Genomic DNA, 17,315 nt, shown 5'->3' with positions numbered 1-17,315 from the left:
GTTCGGCAGCGCCGGGAGCAAAGAGCTTGCTCAGCTCGGCGGCCCGTTTGGTGAGCCACTCCTGACGCTGCTGCATGCTCATCTTGCTGACGAACTCGGCTGGCTGACCCTTTTCGTCCAGCCATTGGGTCAGCTTGCCGCTGTCGTCAAAGGCGAACTGGGCGGCGGGCTCTTTGACCCCGAACAGTTTGCCCCCCTTGAAGTAGTAGCGGCTCTCCCCCTCCAGCTTGCCCAGCTCGTTCATGATGGGCACGGCGATGATGACGGGAGCGCCATCGACCCAGGCCTTGATGTCGACGCCGTCGTGGCTGAAGAGACGGGTATCGAGGGCACTGGCGGCCCCCTTTTCCATCAGGGAGAACTGTTCGGCAAGAGTTGCCGCCAGAGACGGCAGGGAGCAGAGCCCCAGCCCCAAGCCGAGGCTCAGTGCGATCACGGTATTGCGCATATGTGTCCTGTGTGTTGGCCGAAAGGCCCGGATTAACTCTCTATCAACCAGGCCCGCAGCCCCTCCCGGTGAGTCTCGCTCAGAGGGATGGATTGCCGTGCCCGATAGTCAAAATGGATCAGGGTCGTCTCGCCGGTGACGGCCAGCTCCCCCTGCTGCCAGGCTTCCTGCCAGATGGTGAAGGAGCTGCTGCCAATGCGGCGCACGCCGGTCTTGATGGTGACCGGCTGGCCGTAGAACAGCTCCCGTTTGAACTGCACCGTGTAGCCCGCGATGATCAGGTGCCAGTCATGCACATCCAGCTCGGGCGAAAAGATCCGGAACAGGGGATCCCGCGCCGACTCAAACCAGACCGCCGGCACCGTATTGTTGATATGGCCGAGGGCATCTGTCTCCTGAAAGCGGGGTTGGATCTGCATTTCCAGCATGGCTGGTGACTCCTTGTCGTTGAACCGCGCTCAGGCTAACGCGCCCCGCATCAGGACTCAAGCTCCCCGCCATCGCCCTGTGCCTGACCAACCAGCTCGGGTCGCAGCCAGGCGCTGCGAAAATCGAACCAGCCGAGCGCCGTCATCCGCACCCCGTGCACGCCGGTGCGGCTCTCCAGCTCAAGCCAGTGGTGAAATAGCGGCACAAACCAGCCCTGCTGCTGCACCCGGGCCATCAGGGCGCGCGGGCCGGGTTCGGCGCTGCTGGCACGCCACTGCGTCAACCCCTGCCACAACGGCAGCTGGCTGGCCCACACCCGGCGCAGTAGCGGAGTGCCCTGCAACCAGCCGTAGGGGGCAAAAGGCCCCTCATGCTCAAGGTTGAGGGTGCCAAGCCAGAGATCCACATCCTCATCCTCGCCGCTCACCCAGCGACCGTAGTCGAGGGTGCGCACCTCCAGCTCAATTCCCTGCGCCCCTAGCAGATCGGCCATGGCACCGGCACACTCGTTGAACTCGATATGCTGGTTGAAGCAGGCGAGCACCAGCCGTTGTGGCAGGCTCTGTGGCCGGGGCTGCAGCGGTGGCAGCGCCTCGCGCCAGTGGGGCAGCATGCCGAGGGCGCTGGTCCAGCCCCGTTGCAGCTCGGGGGCAACCCGTGCCATCAGGGCCACCGGACTGAGCAGCTGAATGATCCAGTAGCGCAGGGCAGGATCCTGCAAGGCGCGGGAGCGCTCGTCCTGCAGCAGGAAGTAGCAGCCCGATTCCAGCTCCGACTCGCCGCGCATGGTGCCAAGCTCGGGGCTGTCGCGCCCCAGCTGCAGGTGGCTCTCCAGCCGCTCCGCCAGCTCCGGCAACATCCAGATGTCGATCTCGTCGAGCAGGGCGCGCAGGCCGAAATAGTCGTCAAAGGCGGCGAGGCGCAGCTGCAGCGGGTCGTTGGCGATCACCCGATAGGGGCCGGTGCCCACCGGTTGCAGGGCAAAGCCCGCCTCCCCCTTGAGCTCACGCGGCAAAATGGCCGCCACCGGCTCGGCCAGCAGGTCGGGCAGCAGAGGATCCGGGCTGTCGAGATAGAGATCCAGGGTTCGCGGCCAGGGGCTCTCCAGCCGAGCCAGATGGGCGAACAGCGGGCGATCCCGCAGGGCCAGCAGACTCTCCATCACATCATCCACCACCAGCTCTCGACCGTGGTGAAAGCGCACCGCCGGGCGCAGGTAGAAACGCCAGTGGCAGAGGCCGACCTGTTCCCAGTGATGAGCCAGATCGCCCTCGATTTCCCCATTTTCCTCATTTCGCCGGGTAAGGCCGTTGAAGATCTGGCGACTGAGATGCACTTCAGAGCGGCGCATCGGGCCGGTAGGCAGCAGCTGCGGCAGCGGCCGATAGTAGGGCACCCGCAGGATCTGGCGGCCCTCGCGGGTGGCCTGACCCAACTGCTCGAGCAGCAACGGAGTGAGCAGATCGAGGCGATCTTCGGCCAGCCGCACCGCCTGCGCCAGCTGGCCCTGACTGAGCAGATCCCGCAAGCGGCGCCGGGTCAGGCTCTCCTGACTGTCGAGCAGGGTGAGCCGGGAGCGCCGACCCCGCCCAGCTTCCGCCGTCCAGTTGAGCCAGCCCTGATCCTGCATACGGCGCAACAACAGGCGAGCATTGCGCGGGGTGCAGCAGAGCAGCTCCGCCACCTCGGCGAGACTGATCTCCCGCTCGTCGCTGCCAAGCAGCTGGGCGAGTCGTTGAAATTGCTGATAGAGGCGACCGGTCGGCATAAAAGAGGAAATCCTGTTGCTGTAAGTCATCAGTTTTTACTTCCGCATTTTAACTCAATACTGACGATGACGCTGAGCAACATCATAAGGAGTCTCATCATGAGCCATCACATCGAGCCAAAACCGAACCGGATCCAGCAGATCCTGCGCCGTTACTTCAAGCGGATCCTGCCACGCCCGCTGCCGTTTATCGAAGATCCCATGCAGCAGCTCAACCGCCTGATGCAGTGGGATATGAACCAGATCGATGACAAGGAGTATCGCCGCCGCCTCTGAGTGCGAGCCGTGCCAGCCACTCGGGACGGACATCCCCTGCGGGAGCAATTGCTTTGCCGGATCTTGCTGTTTACATCGGCCATGGGCCTGATAGATTGGACGTCTATCCATCTATAACTGCCATAAGCAACATCCAACAAGGAGTGTGTGATGAAAGATGCGACCCTGGCCCTGCACCACGGCTTTTCCAACGACCCCACCACCAAGGCCGTCGCCGTGCCTATCTACCAGACGGTGGCCTACGAATTCGAGAGCGCCCAGCACGGGGCGGATCTGTTCAATCTGGCGGTGCCGGGCAACATCTACACCCGCATCATGAACCCCACCAACGATGTGCTGGAGCAACGGATGGCCGCGCTGGAAGGGGGTATCGCCGCGCTGGTGGTCTCGGCAGGTTCCGCCGCCATCACCTACGCCATTCAGGCGCTGACCGCCGCCGGTGACAACATCGTTTCCACGCCCCAGCTCTATGGTGGCACCTACACCCTGTTCGCCCACATGCTGCCGAGTTTCGGGGTCGAGGTGCGCTTCGCCAAGGATGACAGCGCCGAGGCCATCGCTGCCCTCATCGACGACAAGACCAAGGCGGTCTACTGCGAGAGCATCGGCAACCCGGCGGGCAACATCGTCGATCTGGCCGCGCTGGCCAAGGCAGCCCACGCCCGCGGCGTGCCGCTCATCGTCGACAACACGGTCGCCACCCCGGTGCTGTGCAAACCCATCGAGCACGGCGCTGACATCGTCGTCCACAGCCTCACCAAATATGTCGGCGGCCACGGCAACTCGCTGGGTGGCGTCATCGTCGACTCGGGCAAGTTCCCCTGGGCGGATCACGCCGAACGCTTCCCCCAGCTGACCAAACCCGAGCCCTCCTACCACGGGGTGGTCTATACCGAAGCCTTTGGCCCGGCCGCCTTTATCGGGCGGGTACGCACCGTGCCGCTGCGCAATACCGGCGCAGCACTGGCGCCGATGAACGCCTTCCTGCTGTTGCAGGGGTTGGAGACCCTCAGCCTGCGCATGGAGCGCCACGTCGACAACGCCCTGCGGGTCGCCAACCACCTCAAGCATCACCCCAAGGTAGCCTGGGTCAGCTACGCCGGTCTGCCGGGTCACCCGCACTATCTACTGGCAGAGAAGTACATGGCCGGTCGCCCCTCGGCCATTCTCTCGTTCGGTCTGAAGGATGGTTATGAAGCAGGCGTGCGCTTCTACGATGCGCTCAAGATCTTCAAGCGACTGGTCAATATCGGTGATGCCAAGTCGCTGGCCTGCCACCCCGCCTCCACCACTCATCGCCAGCTGAGCGAAGAAGAGCAGGCCAAGGCTGGCGTAAAACCCGAGATGATCCGGCTGTCGGTCGGGATCGAGGCGATCGAGGACATTCTGGCGGATCTGGATCAGGCGCTGGAGGCCTGAGTCAGTCAACGAGGGAGCGGGCATCAGCCCGCTCTCTTTTTACTGCCGGTGAACCACGCCCCTCGCCCGCTCGTATACCCCACCCTGCCACCAAATCGAGGTCGTTATGATAGTCCTGCACCACCTGAACAAATCCCGCTCCCAACGCATCATCTGGCTGCTCGAAGAGCTGGGCCAGCCCTATGAGATCAAAGCTTACCAGCGCGATGCCACCACCTTTCTGGCACCGCCCGAGCTCAAAGCCATTCACCCCCTCGGCAAGTCCCCGGTCATCGAGTTCGACGGCCGCGTGCTGGCGGAATCGGGTGCCATCACCGAGTACCTGATTGCGCGCTACGCCGCCGAACGGCTGGCTCCGGCACCAGATAGCCCCGACTATCCCGAATATCTGCAGTGGCTCCACTTCGCCGAGAGCTCGGGCATCTTGCCGCTGCTGCTCGACATGTTCGTGCGCAAGGATGGCAGCCCGATGCGCTTCCTGCCGGACTATGCCAAGGCGGAGTGTGCCAAGGTGCTGGGCTACCTCAATGAGGTACTGGCAAATCGCCACTATCTGGTGGGGGATCGCCTCTCCGGCGCCGACATCATGAACTCCTTCCTGGTTGATCTGCTGGCGCAAAGTGGCAAGCTGAGCCACTTCCCGCACCTGCAAGCCTACTGGCAGCGACTCAATACCCATCCGGCCCGCCAGAAGGCAGTGGAACTGGAGCGCGAGCTGGATCAGCGCCCCTGACCCGAACCACCACCATGCAAAACGCCCCGACTGTCGGGGCGCTTTTGTTATGGGTGCAAAGGCCGGTTTACTTGGTCAGCGGTACCTTGTCGCGGCGCGACTTCCACCACCAGCGCAGCCGAATTTGGGAGATCAGCATCCCCGCCAGCATCAGCGAGCAGCCTGCCACCGTCTGCTCATCCAGCGTTTCGCCCAGCAGCAACACGCCTCCGACGGCGGCAAATACCGTCTCCAGACTGAGAATGATGGCGGCATGGGCCGGATGGGCGCCGCGCTGCCCCAGCACTTGCAGGGTATAGCCGACCCCGACCGAGACCAGCCCGGCGTAGAGCAGCGCCTGCCAGCCAGCAACAGCCCCGGCCACCGTTGGCGTCTCGATGATGAAGGCGGTAACGAGACTGAGCAGACCGCACACCACAAACTGCACGCAAGCCAGCTTGATGGGGGCCACCCGGTTGGAGTAGTGATCCAGCAGCAGCAGATGGATCGCCCAGAACAGCGCCCCGATCACCTGCAGCAGATCGCCAAAGCCGATGGAAAAGTCATCGGTCACGCTCAGCACATAGAGACCAGCCAGCGCGATAAGCGCGCCAATCCAGGTGTTGGTACCGGTCTTGTGGCGCAGCAGCAAACCCAGCACAGGCACCAGAATGATGTAGAGCCCGGTGATAAAACCCGCCTTGGCGGCTGTGGTGTAGAGCAGCCCCACCTGTTGCAGGGAGGCGGCGCAGAACAGCACCAGTCCGGCCAGCACACCACCGGTCAGCAGTTGGCGATGATCGCCCGTGACGGCAACAGGTTGTCGGGATTTGAGCCACCAGAGCAGCGGCAGCAGAGAGAAGGCGCCGAGCAGAAAGCGCAGGCCGTTGAAGGTGTATGGCCCCATATGATCCATCCCGAGACGCTGGGCGACAAAGCCCATGCCCCAGATGGTGGCAGCCATCAGCAACATCAGATTGGAACGCATGATGATTCATCCTTAAATCAGCGTTTTGCGGGTTATCTGATCCAAGATACCCGTCTCCCCACCCTCTTGTCTTTATGGCAGTGGATGTTTTACCAGCAAGGCGAAGAGCAGTACCAGCAGCATGTTGCCACGCAGGATCCAGATCACCCGGAATTGCTGCTGGATGGAGATCATCGGCGCCCGCCCCAGCCGCAGGGAGCGGCGCCAACGGTAGAAGAGGCGGCTGGGGTAATCGAGCGATCCCACGATCACCAGAAAGAGCAGGGTCTGCATGCCGTGAGCCGGGTGGGCAAAGAGAGCCGCCAGCGAGCCGGCATGTTCGAGCGCCAGCAGACAGCCGGTGGCAAAGATGCCGAACAGGGCCAGTGCCGAGACCCCGTCCACCACCAACAGACGGCGCACCCGCACCATGTTGAGCCCGCGGCGGAAAATGAGGTATTCGATGCACAGGGCGAGCAGCAGCAGAATAATGCTGCCGTCATGGAGATGGCAGAGCAGAGAATGATTGAGCATCAGCAAATTCTCACATCCTGCCTTTAGACGAGCCGAACGCCATCATATATGCTGGTCTCACTCGAGCTGAAAAGGATCTCTTCATGCCCCGCGGTACGTCCAGGAATACGTGGTCATTAATCTCCCGCATGCGGTTGGGCCTCCTCCTGCTCTTTATCCCTGTTTTGCTGCTGGGCAGCATCTACTACCTGCATATGGAGCGCACCCTGCGCAACGAGCAGGAACAAAACCTGGTGGCCCGCAATACCCAATATCTCCACACCCTGCTCGAACCCTATCTGGAGACGCTCAAACGCCAGTTTACGCTGATTTACCAGCAGGTAAATTATCAGGACTTCATTGAGCCGACCATTCGCAACGGCGAGCACTATCTGCAGTCGTGGCGGGCCTACCACAAGGTGATGGAGCTCGACTATGTCTATGTCGGCACCGAGTATCGCAAGATGCTGATCCACCCCGCATGGCAGGCTGACGAAAGGTTCGATCCCCGGGTTCGCCCCTGGTACAAACTGGCAGCCAGCCATCCCGGCCAGATTGTCTTTACCGATCCCTACTACGACTACACCCTCGGCACCCTCACCATGGCTCTGGCCCGGGTCATTCTGACCCCGGACGGCAAACGGGTCGGTGTACTCTCCCTCGACACCCAGCTCACCCCCCTTGCCAGCTGGCTCAACAACAAAGGCGGTGCGGATTATCATGACGGGCGGGGTTACCAGATGCTGGTCAACCACGAAGGTCTGGTGCTGGCCCACCCGGACCGCGCCCGCGTCTTCAAACCGCTGGCCGACCCCACATGGCTGGCTCGGATGAAGGGCGATCAGGGCTTCTTCCTCGATGAGGCAAGCGGCCAGATGGTCGCCTACAACCGCATTCCCGAGCAGCGCTGGATCCTGCTCAGCGTCGAGCCTACCGCCAGCATGGAACGGGTGATCGACAGCGTCTCCGTCAACGTGCAGCTGATGATCGGCGTTGCCTGCGTACTCTATCTGCTGCTCGCCATGCTCTGGTCACGCTACTTCCGCCGTATGCTGGGCGAGATCACCCTGCTGATCCGGGCCAGCCGCTCCGGCGGTATCGCCTACAACGGCCGCCGCATGCTGGAGTTGGCCAAGGTCTACGAAGAGATGGATGCCGCCAGCCAGGACTTCGCCCAGATCCGGCTGCAAGCCAATCAGGACAAGCTCACCGGCCTCTATAACCGCCGCTTCTTTGACGAGTGCCTGCAACAGCAGATCAAGCAGGGCCAACCCTTCGGGCTGGTGATGTTCGATCTCGACAACTTCAAGCGGGTCAACGACACCTTCGGCCACCAGACCGGTGACGTGGTGCTCAAGCGGGTGGGTAAACTCGGCATGCGGCTGTTCCACGACTGGGGCTGGTTCTGCCGCTACGGTGGCGAGGAGCTGGTGCTCATCTTCCGCTACGGCGAGGATCAACCCATGCTCCCCTCCCTGCTGGAGACCTTCCGGATCGGGGTGGAGCAGCTGGAGTGGCGCGAGGTGGATCTCACCATCACCATCAGTGGTGGCGTCGCCTTCAGCAAACAAGGCATGTCGGGCAAAGACCTGATTGAGCTGGCAGACAACGCCGTTTATCGCGCCAAGCGGGAGGGGAAAAACCGCATCTGTTTCCCGCAAAACGGCGAGCAGACAGCACTGCCGGATGAACCGCGTCCCGCGGACAAGGCATCTGACGAGGAGCCGCTACGCGCCAACGAGGCATGACAGCCAACAGCAGCACTCAGATAAAAAGAGAGAGGCCTCTCTCTTTTTTCATCGCCACTTTTTCATCGCCACCATCCGGTGTTCAAAGCTGCCACTCCAGCACGGGCCAGCCCAGCTCTTCGGCCTGCTGACGCAGTGCAGGCGCTGGATTGACCCCGTGGGGATGGGTTACCGCCCGCAGCATGGGCAGATCGTTGTGGGAGTCGCTGTAGCCAAAGCTCCCCTGCCAGAGCTGCTCCCGCCCGGCAAAGAGCTGGTTGATGCGGGCCACCTTGCCCTCGCGAAAACTGAGGGTGCCGCGGGTCTGGCCGGTCAGCATGCCGGACTCTTCATCGAGCAGGATGGCCACACAGTGATCCATCCCCAGCATCCGCGCCATGGGGGCCACCAGATGTTCGCCGGAGGCGGAGATGAGCACCAGCTCGTCGCCACGCTGGCGGTGCCACTCGATACGTGCCAACCCCTCGGGGTAGATGCGCTCGCACAGCACCTGCTCGGCAAAGCGGCTACAGAGCGAGTCGAGCCACTGGCGCGTCTTGCCCGCCAGCGGTTGCAGGGTGAAGGCCATGTACTGGTGCATGTCCATCTTGCCCTGATGGTAGAGGGACATCATCCCCTGCTCCTCGGCGATCATGCCCGCCGGGGCCAGCTCCTCGGCCACCATGTACTCCAGCCAGAGGCTGGCGGAATCCCCGGCAATCAGGGTTTCGTCCAGATCAAACAGTGCCAGTGCCATGGGCGCTCCTCGCAGTGAAAATGGAAATGAAATGCAGCCTCATGCTACCTCACAGAGTTGATCCCGGGCCACCACCAGCGTCACGGCGCGCCCCACCGGCAGCAGCTCGCGGGCCGAGCGGTTGAGGCAATCTACCGTCAGCACGCCTGCCTCACAGGTCACCTGATAGCGGATGACGTTGCCGAGCAGCTGTTGCCCGCTGATCACCCCCGGCAGGTTCGGTTCCTCGCTGTGAGCGCCAGCGGGCAGCAGAGAGAGGGACTCGGGTCGCAGCGCCAGCTTGCCCTGAAAACGGGGGCCAAACAGCGACTTGCCCTGCTCTGCGCCAAGCAGGTTGTAGTTGCCGATAAAGCTAGCCACAAACTCGCTGGCGGGACGGGTGTAGATCTCCTCCGGCGTGCCGCTCTGGACGATGGATCCCTTGTTCATCAGGAAGATCCTGTCCGACATGGTAAGCGCCTCCTCCTGATCGTGGGTGACGAAGATGGTGGTGAGCTCAAGGCGCTGCTGGATCTCGCGGATCTGCTGGCGCAGGCTGCGGCGGATGCGGGCATCCAGCGCCGAGAGCGGCTCATCCAGCAGCAGGATCCGCGGCTGCACCACCAGAGCCCGGGCCAGCGCCACCCGCTGACGCTGGCCACCGGAGAGCTCGGCCGGATAGCGGCGCTCGAAGCCGGTCAGCTCCACCAACCCCAGCGCCTCCTGCACGCTGGCGGCGAGATCCCGTCCCGGCTGGGGCTTCATCTTGAGGCCGAAGGCAACGTTGTCCCACACCGTCATGTTGGGGAAGAGCGCATAGCTCTGGAACACCATGCCGATGCCCCGCTTCTGGGGTTCCTGCCAGGTGATCTCCTCACCGGCCACCCGCACCTGACCGCCATCCACCGGGGTGAGCCCCGCCAGCGCCCGCAGCAGGGTGGATTTGCCACAGCCGGAGGGGCCGAGCAGGGTCACCAGCTCCCCCTTGCGGATGCCGAATTCGATCCCCTCGAACACTTTGGTGTCGCCGTAGGATTTGTGCAGTTGATTCACTTCTAGATGGAACATGTTGATTCACCGATGAAATCTGTTGGCCGCCCAGGTGAGCAGCAGGGTCAGCAGGAAGTAGCTCATCACCAGCGCGCTGGTGAAGTGGCCCGAGGTGGCGCGCATGTTGTAGAGGTAGACCTGCAGGGTCTCGTAACGGGTGCCCACCAGCATGTTGGCAAACACGAACTCGCCGAGCAGGAAGGAGAGGGAGAGAAACAGCGCCGCCAGCAGCCCCTTGCGCAGACAGGGGATCACCACCAGCAGGAAGGCACGACGACTACTTGCCCCCAGCAGGTGGGCGGCATCCATCAGATCTTTCAGCGGTACCCCTTGCAGGCTGTTGGCCAGCGCCCGGTACATAAAGGGGAGCACCACGGTGAACCAGGTGCCGATCAGGATCCACGGCGTGCCGATGATGGGCAGAACGCCGTCGGCATAGATCTGCAGCAGCCCGACTGAGGAGACCACTGGCGGCACCGCGAAGGGGAGCAGGATCAGCAGGTTCATCCAGGGATCCAGCTTTGGGAAGTAGTAGGCCACCACCAGCACGGTCGGTACAAGCACCAGGGTCCCCAGCAGCAGGGTGGCGAAGCAGACCAGGAGGCTGCGGCCAAACGCCGCGAGAAAGCGCGGGTCGCCCCACAGCTTGAGATACCAGTCGAGGGTGAAGCCGTCCGGCAGCAGGGTCGCCCCCCAGCGGGTGGAGATGGAGTAGATAAAGGTGGCCAGCAGCGGCAGCAGCAGGGTGGCGACCAGCCCACCCAGCACCCACTTGGGCCAGCGCGGCGTCAAATCATGCATGGGATTGCCCCTTGTTCACATAGCTCTTTTTCAGCAGCCACTGGTTGGCGGCCGTCACCACTCCCAGCAGCACCATCAGGATCACCGCCAGCGCCGCCGCCATATTGGGCTCGAGGAAGATGTCGCCGGAGACCAGACTGGCCACCCGGATGGTCACCAGATTGAAGTTGCCGGTAGTGAGGGCGTAGGCGGAGGCATAGGCCCCCACCGCGTTGGCAAACAGAATGATCAGGGTGCCGAGCAGCGCAGGCGTCAGCACCGGCAGTGCCACGTGCCACACATACTGCCCCTTGCTCGCCCCCAGCAACGCGGCCGCCTGTGGCCACTCATCCTGCAGCGCATCGAACGCCGGGTAGAGCAGCAGCAGGGCGAGCGGGATCTGGAAGTAGGTGTAGATGAGGATAAGGCCGCTGCCCGAGTAGAGGTTGAAGCCGTCGATAAGGCCCCAGGATTTCAGCAGCAGGGTCATCGCGCCGTTGATGCCGAGAATGATGATAAAGGCGAACGCCAGCGGCACCCCGCTGAAGTTGCCGGTCATGGTGACGAAGGCCAGCAGCACCCGCTTGACCCGCTCGCCGCTGTGGCGCAGCGCCGCCGCCCCGAGGGTGCCGATGGCAAGCCCCGCCAGACTGGCGATACCGGCGATGCGCAGCGAGTTGCCGAACGATTGCAGGTAGAAGGGGGAGCTCAAAATCTCCCGGTAGTAGTCGAGGCCCCAGCCATCCGGGGTCTGGAAACTGCCCACCAGCACCCACACCATGGGGGCGAGCTGGAACAGGATCATCAAGAGGATAAAGGGCAGCAGCACCAGCGCGGGCAACCAGTGGCGGCGCACCTTCTGCTTGGTTGCCACGGGTTGATCCACGAGGATCTCGGTGGTTGCAGGCATCATCAGTGCACCTCACGCATAAAGGCGGCCTTGAGCAGCGGTGGCGCTGCCGGCTTGTCGTGGGAAATGCCCAGCAGATCGGCCATCAGGGCGCAGAGCTGGGTCTGGGCGATCACCACCCCATCCGGCCAGCGTTCGACGAAGGCATCGCCAAACAGCCAGAGCGGCACAGTGCGCTCTTCAGGCAGGGTGCCGCCGTGGCTCAGGTCGTTGTTCATGCCGTGATCCGAGGTGACCACCACCTGATACCCCTCCGCCAGCCACTGGGGCAGCAAATCGGCCAGCAGGCTGTCCATCCGGCGCGCCTGATTGCGGTACTGGCGGGAGTCGAAGCCAAACTTGTGGCCCGCATCGTCCACTCCCATCGGGTGGATCAGCAGAAAATCGGGATCGTACTGGCTGCGCAGCCACTCGCCATCCATCAGCAGATGGCTGTCGGGATAGTTGTCATCCCAGTAGAAACAGCCGTGCTGGATCGGCAGCTGCTCATCGTGGGTAAAGCGATCGCGGGCTGCCAGCCAGGGGCTCTTGTTGTAAAGCTCGCTCACCCAGTAGTAAGCCGCCGCTGCGGTGCGTTTACCCGCGGCGCGGGCCAGATGGAAGATGGAGTCATGCAGACTGAGACGGCTCACCCCGTTGTGGGTGATGCCGCTCGCCACCGGCGGTACGCCGGTCAGGATGCACTCGTAGAGAGGCCGGGAGAGGGATGGCAGGGCGCAGCTGAGGGTCGTATAGAGGCCGCGCTCCGCCTCCACCATGCCTGCGAGGTAGCCCATCCCATGGGCTACCCCGGCAGAGAGGCCATCCACAAGTACCACTATCACCTTGTGTTGCACTGGCCGCTCCTTACTGCATGTAGATCATGACATTCTCTTGCCACTGACGCGGCAGGGCCTTGGAGCTCTGCTCCCAGGCGGCGTGATCCTGCACCGGCTTGGCCTTGGCATACTGCTCGGCTGGCAGCAGCTTGGCCTTCACGTCATCCGGCAGCGCAACGTTGCTGCGGATCGGGCGGGCATAGCCGCGCGCCAGGTTGATCTGACCGGCATCGGAGAGGATGTATTCCCTCGCCAGCTTGGCGGCGTTGGGGTTCTTGGCCCACTTGTTGATGATGGTGGTGTAACCGGCGATGACGGAGCCGTCGCTCGGGATCACGACCTCAAACTTCTTGGGGTCGATCTGGTCGCGGTAGTTGAGGGCGTTGAAGTCCCACAGCACCCCCACTTCCACCTCGCCCTTCTCGATGTTGGCGATGGTCGGGTCGTTCAGCGACAGACGACCCTGCTGGGCCAGCTTGCCGAACAGCTCCAGCGCAGGCTTGAGATTTTTCTCGCTGCCACCGGTGGCATAGGCCGCCGCCAGCACGCCGTTGTTGGCTTGGGAGGCAACGCCCACATCACCCAGGGTCACCTTGTAGTTGCCGCCCAGCAGCGACTGCCAGCTGGTGGGTGCGGCCTTGACCAGATCCTTGTTGATCAGGAAGGCGATGGTGCCGGTATAGGCCAGCATCCAGTGACCGTCCGCATCCTTGGCCCAGTTGGGAATGTCAGCCCAGGTGGAAGGCTTGTAGGGCTGGGTGACCCCCTGCTTGACCGCCACCGGGCCGAAGGCGCCGCCCACGTCGCCGATATCGGCGGTGGCATTGGCCTTCTCGGCGGCGAACTTGGCGATCTCCTGCGCCGAGCTCATGTCGGTATCCTGATGCTTGATGCCGTAGATGTTGCCCAGCTGCTGCCAGGTATCCTTCCAGTTGGCCCAGCTGTCGGGCATGCCGATACTGCTGAGTTGCCCTTCGCCGCGAGCGGCCTTCTCAAGATCCGCGATGTTCTCGGCGGCAAACAGTGGCTGACTGATGGCCACCAGAGCCAGTGCACTTGCGATCACGCTTTTCATCATCCCATCCCTCTGGACTAGGTCAGTTAAGGTTCGAGAGGGATGCTAGAGGGGAAATATGACGGTCGCGGGGCGCTTTGATGGCAGTTTGATGACAATTGCCCTGTCATGTCGCTGTCATCCACAGCGGTTACAACTCTGAACCCAAGTGAAGCTGGACTACTCCAGCAAGGGCTGAACCAACAAGGGCTAAGCCAGCCCGCGCAGCCAGAATGAGCGACAGGGACATGAGCGTGATTGAACCGAGATTGAGCGAACGGGTAGCGGCAGATGGCCGCGCCTCCAAGTGTGAACAGATTTGCCAGACCCTGCGCCGCTATATCGGCAGCGGCCAGCTGGCGGCGGGGCAGCAGCTGCCCGCCGAGCGGGCCCTGAGCGAGCGCTTCGCCACCACCCGCATCACCATCAAGGAGGCGCTCTCCAGCCTCGAAGCGGATGGCCTTATCTACCGGGCCGAGCGGCGCGGCTGGTTCGTGGCGCCGCCCCGCCTCACCTACGATCCCGCCATCCACACCCACTTTCACCAGTGGATCGGCGAGCAGCAGCGCACCGCCGAGACCCGGGTGCTGGCCCACGGTAGCGAACTTGCCAGCAGCGAGCTGTGCCGCTGGATGGGGCTGGATCCCTTCACTCCACTTTATGAAATTCGCCGCCTGCGCCTGATCGACGGCCGCCCGGTGCTCCACGTCAGCCACCATCTGCTGGCCAGCCGCTTTCCCGATATCGCCAGCGCACCGCTGGCCAGCTCCCTCACCGAGCTCTATCAGCAGCGCTATGGCATAGGCCAGGGCGGCGCGAGTCTCGAGATCACCCCCTCGGCGGCGCGCGGCGCCATCGCCCGCGCCCTCAATCTGGCGGAGGGGAGCGCGGTGCTGCGGCTGGTGCGGGTCAACTATGACGAGCGGGGCGCTCTGGTGGATTGCGATATCGAACACTGGCGACCCGATGCCATCCGCATCTGCCTCGATACCCGGGCGTTGCAACCCATCATCGCCAAAGCGCAGCCCGTTCAACTGGCAGAGTAGCCACGCTCAGGCTCACGAGCAGACGCGGATCCCGCAGGATCCACCGGGATCAGTTGTCGATATTGGGGATCATGTCGTCAAAGCTCTGATAGCCGCAGTCGGCCAGTTGTAGCGACATGGTATAGGTCTTGCGGTGCTCCTGCGGGCCGATGGCGGGGCGGTTGAGTTTGAGCTCCTGATGCCAGTACTCCTTCATCCGCTCGATCAGCCCCATCGCCTCGCTCTCGTTGAGATGGAGCTGGCAGAGCGCCAGATAGTTGTTCGACTTGTGCATGTTCTCCACCAGATACTCCCCCAGCATCGACATCGCCTGCCGCGCCTGCTGGCGGGCGAAGCGGCTGTGCTGCTCGAAGCTGATCCGCTCGCTGATCAGGAAGTGGTAGCTGTTGTCGATGCCGAGCTGCAGGATGCCGAGCTTCTCCAGCTTGCGCAGATAGAGGTAGCAGGAGGCATCGGTCAGGCCGTACTCCCGCTTGAGATCGATTAACGTCTTGTCGCGCCAGAAGATATTGGCGAGGAAGGCGTAGAGGCCCGGCTCATTGTGAAACGCCTCGTCCTGCTCCTGAGTGAAGACGGCGCGCCGACTCTGGGCATCCTGAGTGCGCTCCAGCAGCTCCTCGAACGAGAGCCCCACCAGATGGCAGATCTCCAGCAGGGTATCGAACGGCAGGGAGGGCTTGTTCATCATCCGCTTGATGGTGGCAATGGAGACCCCCATCGCCTCCGCCAGCGTCTGATAGCGGATCCCCTTGTCGGTCAGGGTCTTCTTCAGGGTATCGAGGATCTGGGTGGCCAGGGTCTGGCTGTAGCTCACGGGACTCATCCTTGTAGTTGCATCGTGACTGCATGGTTATGCCGCAGCGGGGTCGCCTCTATTTTTACCGTCAAGGCTCAGATATTGACACCAAAAAGATTGTGGTCGCTCGTAAACGGCTGAAATGACGTCAAGGCCTGACCAGTTCCGGCCAGCGGTCGCAAAATCTGATACCTGCCAGCGCATATCCTTGAACCGGAAAACATTTTGCTAGTGCTGCATAGCTCATCACGCATACTTTTGTCGTATCGAATTCAAGACCCTTCCTGGTTTAGAAATCGATTGTTTGCTTCCAAATTTGTATCTTTAAACCGCAAGGTTTTTCCTTTTTCCTGATCTTGAGCGGCGCTTGCAAAAGCACCGCTCTACTCTTTTTTGCGCCATGAAAAACGCCTGCCACAGGGCAGGCGTCAGCGCAATGCAACCCAATCAGATATAGCGGATGGCCGTCAGTGCCATCACCACCGCCATGCTCGCCATCATGGGCACGAAGGTGCGCTTCACCACATCCACCGGGCTCAGGTTGGCGATGCCGGAGACAGTGATGATCACCCCCGCCACCGGCGAGATGGTGCGGCCAATGCCGGCGGCGAACAGGATCGGCACCAGCAGCAACAGCGGGTTGATGTCGAACTGGCTGGAGACCAGCGGCACGATCGGAATAAAGGCCATCACAGGGGCGTTGCCCGAGCCGGTGATAAAGGCGGTCAGCAGGATAAAGAGCGAGAAGACCAGCGACAGCCCGAGCGGGTTGAGCTCGAACGACTTGGCCAGATCGATCAGCTGGGTGATGGCGCCGATATTGGTGAGACCGGCGGAGAAGAACTCGGCCGCCAGCATCAGGGTCAGCACGCTGCCGAAGATCATCCCGGTACCGGTCAGCCAGGCCTCGAAGTTGGCGAACGCCTTGTTGAGGGAGCGGTAGCGCAGCGCCTCGATGATGATGCAGAGGGTCATGGTGGACATCATGGCCACCGGAATGGTCATCTTGATGGCGCTGACAAACAGCTCGGAGAAGCCGAACAGAAAGACGAAGGGGATCACCGGCAGCAGGGCGTAGTAGCCCGGGGTGTTCTCGTGTTTTGCCTCCAGCTCGTGCAGATACTTGCCCCGCTCGGCGGCGGTGTCATGGCCATCCTTGCGGTCGCAATAGCGCTGCCACGCGATATTGACGAAGGGAATGATCACCAGCAGCGCGATCTGGAACAGCAGCTGATGGTTCACCACGAACGGCATCACCTCGATATTGATCGCCTTGGCACCGATCACCGCATTGATCTGGCCGGGGCCAAACTCCCATGCGGTGGGGATAACGATGGTGGCTACCGCCGTCTTGGCGCTGATCCCGGCGTTGCGCAGCAGCGGATAGAGGGTGCCCATCAGCAGCAGGGAGAGCGAGGTCGCCCCGGTGATAAAGACATAGAGGATGGAGACCAGCAGCAGGATGATCGCCAGCAGCACATAGGGGTTCTTCAGCGCCATGATGGGGCGGGAAGTGGCCTTCACCAGCGCCGCCGAGGCACCGATCTGGTTGAGGTAGGTGGCTACCCCGGCGATCGCCACCAGAGTCAAACCGGTGGAAGCGAGGCGGGAGTTGGTCACCATGGCGAACTTCTCCCACAGATCGAAGAACCAGAAGCCCTGACTGTTCTCGGCGGGCAGGATCGGATTGATCCCCGCCCACTGGGCATACGCCAACAGCACCAGACCCGCGGTCAGCAAGGTCGCCTGCGGATTGAACCGCTTGAGCATGGCGTAGGCGACCAGCCCCACCACCACCAGAATCAATATTGTCGACATATTCCTTATCCTTGTTGCAGCACCCGTGACGACCCAATTACATTTGAT

General features: G+C 62.4%; 17 protein-coding genes and 1 pseudogene. 5 read left to right on the top strand and 13 right to left on the bottom strand.

What is annotated here, in order from left to right:
* The 3 genes and pseudogenes from AACS24_RS08795 to sgrR form a co-directional block, all read right to left on the bottom strand.
* Positions 1-448, bottom strand: a pseudogene (locus tag AACS24_RS08795) (hypothetical protein); the annotation flags it as partial.
* A 32-nt stretch (positions 449-480) separates the two neighbouring features.
* Positions 481-876 carry an acyl-CoA thioesterase gene (locus AACS24_RS08790; protein ID WP_033115515.1) on the bottom strand — a complete coding sequence of 132 codons (396 nt, stop codon included), beginning with the start codon at positions 874-876 and terminating at the stop codon, positions 481-483.
* A gap of 50 nt (positions 877-926) precedes the next feature.
* Positions 927-2,645, bottom strand: coding sequence for an HTH-type transcriptional regulator SgrR (gene sgrR / locus AACS24_RS08785; RefSeq protein ID WP_181364355.1), 1,719 nt, complete (start codon positions 2,643-2,645; stop codon positions 927-929).
* Positions 2,646-2,744: 99 nt separating this feature from the next.
* Between sgrR and AACS24_RS08780 the strand changes: the two genes are divergently transcribed.
* From AACS24_RS08780 to AACS24_RS08770, 3 genes are all read left to right on the top strand, one after another.
* Positions 2,745-2,921, top strand: coding sequence for a hypothetical protein (locus AACS24_RS08780; RefSeq protein ID WP_108573182.1), 177 nt, complete (start codon positions 2,745-2,747; stop codon positions 2,919-2,921).
* Positions 2,922-3,071: 150 nt separating this feature from the next.
* Positions 3,072-4,340, top strand: a complete 1,269-nt coding sequence (locus AACS24_RS08775) for an O-acetylhomoserine aminocarboxypropyltransferase/cysteine synthase family protein (RefSeq protein WP_042081222.1) — start codon at positions 3,072-3,074, stop codon at positions 4,338-4,340.
* Positions 4,341-4,446: 106 nt separating this feature from the next.
* Complete coding sequence (locus AACS24_RS08770) at positions 4,447-5,073, top strand: glutathione S-transferase family protein (protein WP_181364354.1); 627 nt, start codon at positions 4,447-4,449, stop codon at positions 5,071-5,073.
* A gap of 67 nt (positions 5,074-5,140) precedes the next feature.
* Here the strand turns inward: AACS24_RS08770 and AACS24_RS08765 are convergent, their stop codons facing one another.
* Positions 5,141-6,040 carry a DMT family transporter gene (locus AACS24_RS08765; RefSeq protein ID WP_108573179.1) on the bottom strand — a complete coding sequence of 300 codons (900 nt, stop codon included), beginning with the start codon at positions 6,038-6,040 and terminating at the stop codon, positions 5,141-5,143.
* Positions 6,041-6,112: 72 nt separating this feature from the next.
* Positions 6,113-6,553, bottom strand: coding sequence for a DUF2214 family protein (locus AACS24_RS08760; RefSeq protein WP_033115539.1), 441 nt, complete (start codon positions 6,551-6,553; stop codon positions 6,113-6,115).
* 83 nt (positions 6,554-6,636) lie between these two features.
* Here AACS24_RS08760 and AACS24_RS08755 point away from each other — a divergent pair, with 83 nt between their 5' ends.
* Positions 6,637-8,280, top strand: a complete 1,644-nt coding sequence (locus AACS24_RS08755; protein WP_108573177.1) for a sensor domain-containing diguanylate cyclase — start codon at positions 6,637-6,639, stop codon at positions 8,278-8,280.
* 82 nt (positions 8,281-8,362) lie between these two features.
* Here the strand turns inward: AACS24_RS08755 and AACS24_RS08750 are convergent, their stop codons facing one another.
* The 6 genes from AACS24_RS08750 to AACS24_RS08725 are packed head-to-tail and all read right to left on the bottom strand — an operon-like array spanning position 8,363 to position 13,628.
* A complete protein-coding gene (locus AACS24_RS08750; RefSeq protein WP_108573175.1) occupies positions 8,363-9,016 on the bottom strand; it encodes an HAD family hydrolase in 654 nt (217 codons plus the stop codon).
* Positions 9,017-9,055: 39 nt separating this feature from the next.
* On the bottom strand, positions 9,056-10,063 hold the full coding sequence (locus tag AACS24_RS08745) for an ABC transporter ATP-binding protein (protein ID WP_108573173.1): 1,008 nt from the start codon (positions 10,061-10,063) through the stop codon (positions 9,056-9,058).
* 6 nt (positions 10,064-10,069) lie between these two features.
* Entirely contained in the window at positions 10,070-10,846 is a 777-nt protein-coding gene (locus tag AACS24_RS08740) for an ABC transporter permease (protein WP_108573171.1), read from the bottom strand.
* Positions 10,839-11,738, bottom strand: a complete 900-nt coding sequence (locus AACS24_RS08735) for an ABC transporter permease (protein WP_108573170.1) — start codon at positions 11,736-11,738, stop codon at positions 10,839-10,841. The genes AACS24_RS08740 and AACS24_RS08735 overlap by 8 nt, the downstream gene beginning before the upstream one ends.
* Entirely contained in the window at positions 11,738-12,571 is an 834-nt protein-coding gene (locus AACS24_RS08730) for an alkaline phosphatase family protein (protein WP_108573168.1), read from the bottom strand. Before AACS24_RS08730 ends, AACS24_RS08735 begins: the two co-directional genes overlap by 1 nt.
* 10 nt (positions 12,572-12,581) lie before the next feature.
* Complete coding sequence (locus AACS24_RS08725; protein ID WP_033115526.1) at positions 12,582-13,628, bottom strand: ABC transporter substrate-binding protein; 1,047 nt, start codon at positions 13,626-13,628, stop codon at positions 12,582-12,584.
* Positions 13,629-13,840: 212 nt separating this feature from the next.
* Between AACS24_RS08725 and AACS24_RS08720 the strand changes: the two genes are divergently transcribed.
* Positions 13,841-14,653, top strand: a complete 813-nt coding sequence (locus AACS24_RS08720; protein ID WP_050513477.1) for a UTRA domain-containing protein — start codon at positions 13,841-13,843, stop codon at positions 14,651-14,653.
* Between the two features lie 49 nt (positions 14,654-14,702).
* Here AACS24_RS08720 and AACS24_RS08715 read toward each other — a convergent pair whose 3' ends face one another.
* Both AACS24_RS08715 and dcuC read right to left on the bottom strand, forming a co-directional pair.
* Positions 14,703-15,467 (bottom strand): helix-turn-helix domain-containing protein, encoded by a 765-nt coding sequence (locus AACS24_RS08715; RefSeq protein ID WP_042030190.1) that lies wholly within the window; start codon positions 15,465-15,467, stop codon positions 14,703-14,705.
* A 429-nt stretch (positions 15,468-15,896) separates the two neighbouring features.
* Positions 15,897-17,267, bottom strand: a complete 1,371-nt coding sequence (gene dcuC / locus AACS24_RS08710; RefSeq protein ID WP_033115529.1) for a C4-dicarboxylate transporter DcuC — start codon at positions 17,265-17,267, stop codon at positions 15,897-15,899.
* Positions 17,268-17,315: the final 48 nt, after the last annotated feature.

It is taken from the genome of Aeromonas sp. HMWF016, from assembly GCF_963878195.1.
In the GTDB taxonomy this organism is placed as follows: Bacteria; Pseudomonadota; Gammaproteobacteria; order Enterobacterales; family Aeromonadaceae; genus Aeromonas; species Aeromonas lacus.
Note: the sequence above shows the minus strand (reverse complement) of the source record. Positions and strands in the feature narration are given on the sequence as shown.

Coding starts and splice junctions, on each gene's coding strand:
- AACS24_RS08745 (WP_108573173.1), bottom strand. CDS start 10,063: ATGTTCCATCTAGAAGTGAATCAACTGCACAAATCCTACGGCGACACC.
- AACS24_RS08720 (WP_050513477.1), top strand. CDS start 13,841: ATGAGCGACAGGGACATGAGCGTGATTGAACCGAGATTGAGCGAACGG.
- AACS24_RS08765 (WP_108573179.1), bottom strand. CDS start 6,040: ATGCGTTCCAATCTGATGTTGCTGATGGCTGCCACCATCTGGGGCATG.
- sgrR (WP_181364355.1), bottom strand. CDS start 2,645: ATGCCGACCGGTCGCCTCTATCAGCAATTTCAACGACTCGCCCAGCTG.
- AACS24_RS08760 (WP_033115539.1), bottom strand. CDS start 6,553: ATGCTCAATCATTCTCTGCTCTGCCATCTCCATGACGGCAGCATTATT.
- AACS24_RS08735 (WP_108573170.1), bottom strand. CDS start 11,738: ATGATGCCTGCAACCACCGAGATCCTCGTGGATCAACCCGTGGCAACC.
- AACS24_RS08780 (WP_108573182.1), top strand. CDS start 2,745: ATGAGCCATCACATCGAGCCAAAACCGAACCGGATCCAGCAGATCCTG.
- AACS24_RS08725 (WP_033115526.1), bottom strand. CDS start 13,628: ATGAAAAGCGTGATCGCAAGTGCACTGGCTCTGGTGGCCATCAGTCAG.
- AACS24_RS08750 (WP_108573175.1), bottom strand. CDS start 9,016: ATGGCACTGGCACTGTTTGATCTGGACGAAACCCTGATTGCCGGGGAT.
- AACS24_RS08770 (WP_181364354.1), top strand. CDS start 4,447: ATGATAGTCCTGCACCACCTGAACAAATCCCGCTCCCAACGCATCATC.
- dcuC (WP_033115529.1), bottom strand. CDS start 17,267: ATGTCGACAATATTGATTCTGGTGGTGGTGGGGCTGGTCGCCTACGCC.
- AACS24_RS08775 (WP_042081222.1), top strand. CDS start 3,072: ATGAAAGATGCGACCCTGGCCCTGCACCACGGCTTTTCCAACGACCCC.
- AACS24_RS08790 (WP_033115515.1), bottom strand. CDS start 876: ATGCTGGAAATGCAGATCCAACCCCGCTTTCAGGAGACAGATGCCCTC.
- AACS24_RS08755 (WP_108573177.1), top strand. CDS start 6,637: ATGCCCCGCGGTACGTCCAGGAATACGTGGTCATTAATCTCCCGCATG.
- AACS24_RS08740 (WP_108573171.1), bottom strand. CDS start 10,846: ATGCATGATTTGACGCCGCGCTGGCCCAAGTGGGTGCTGGGTGGGCTG.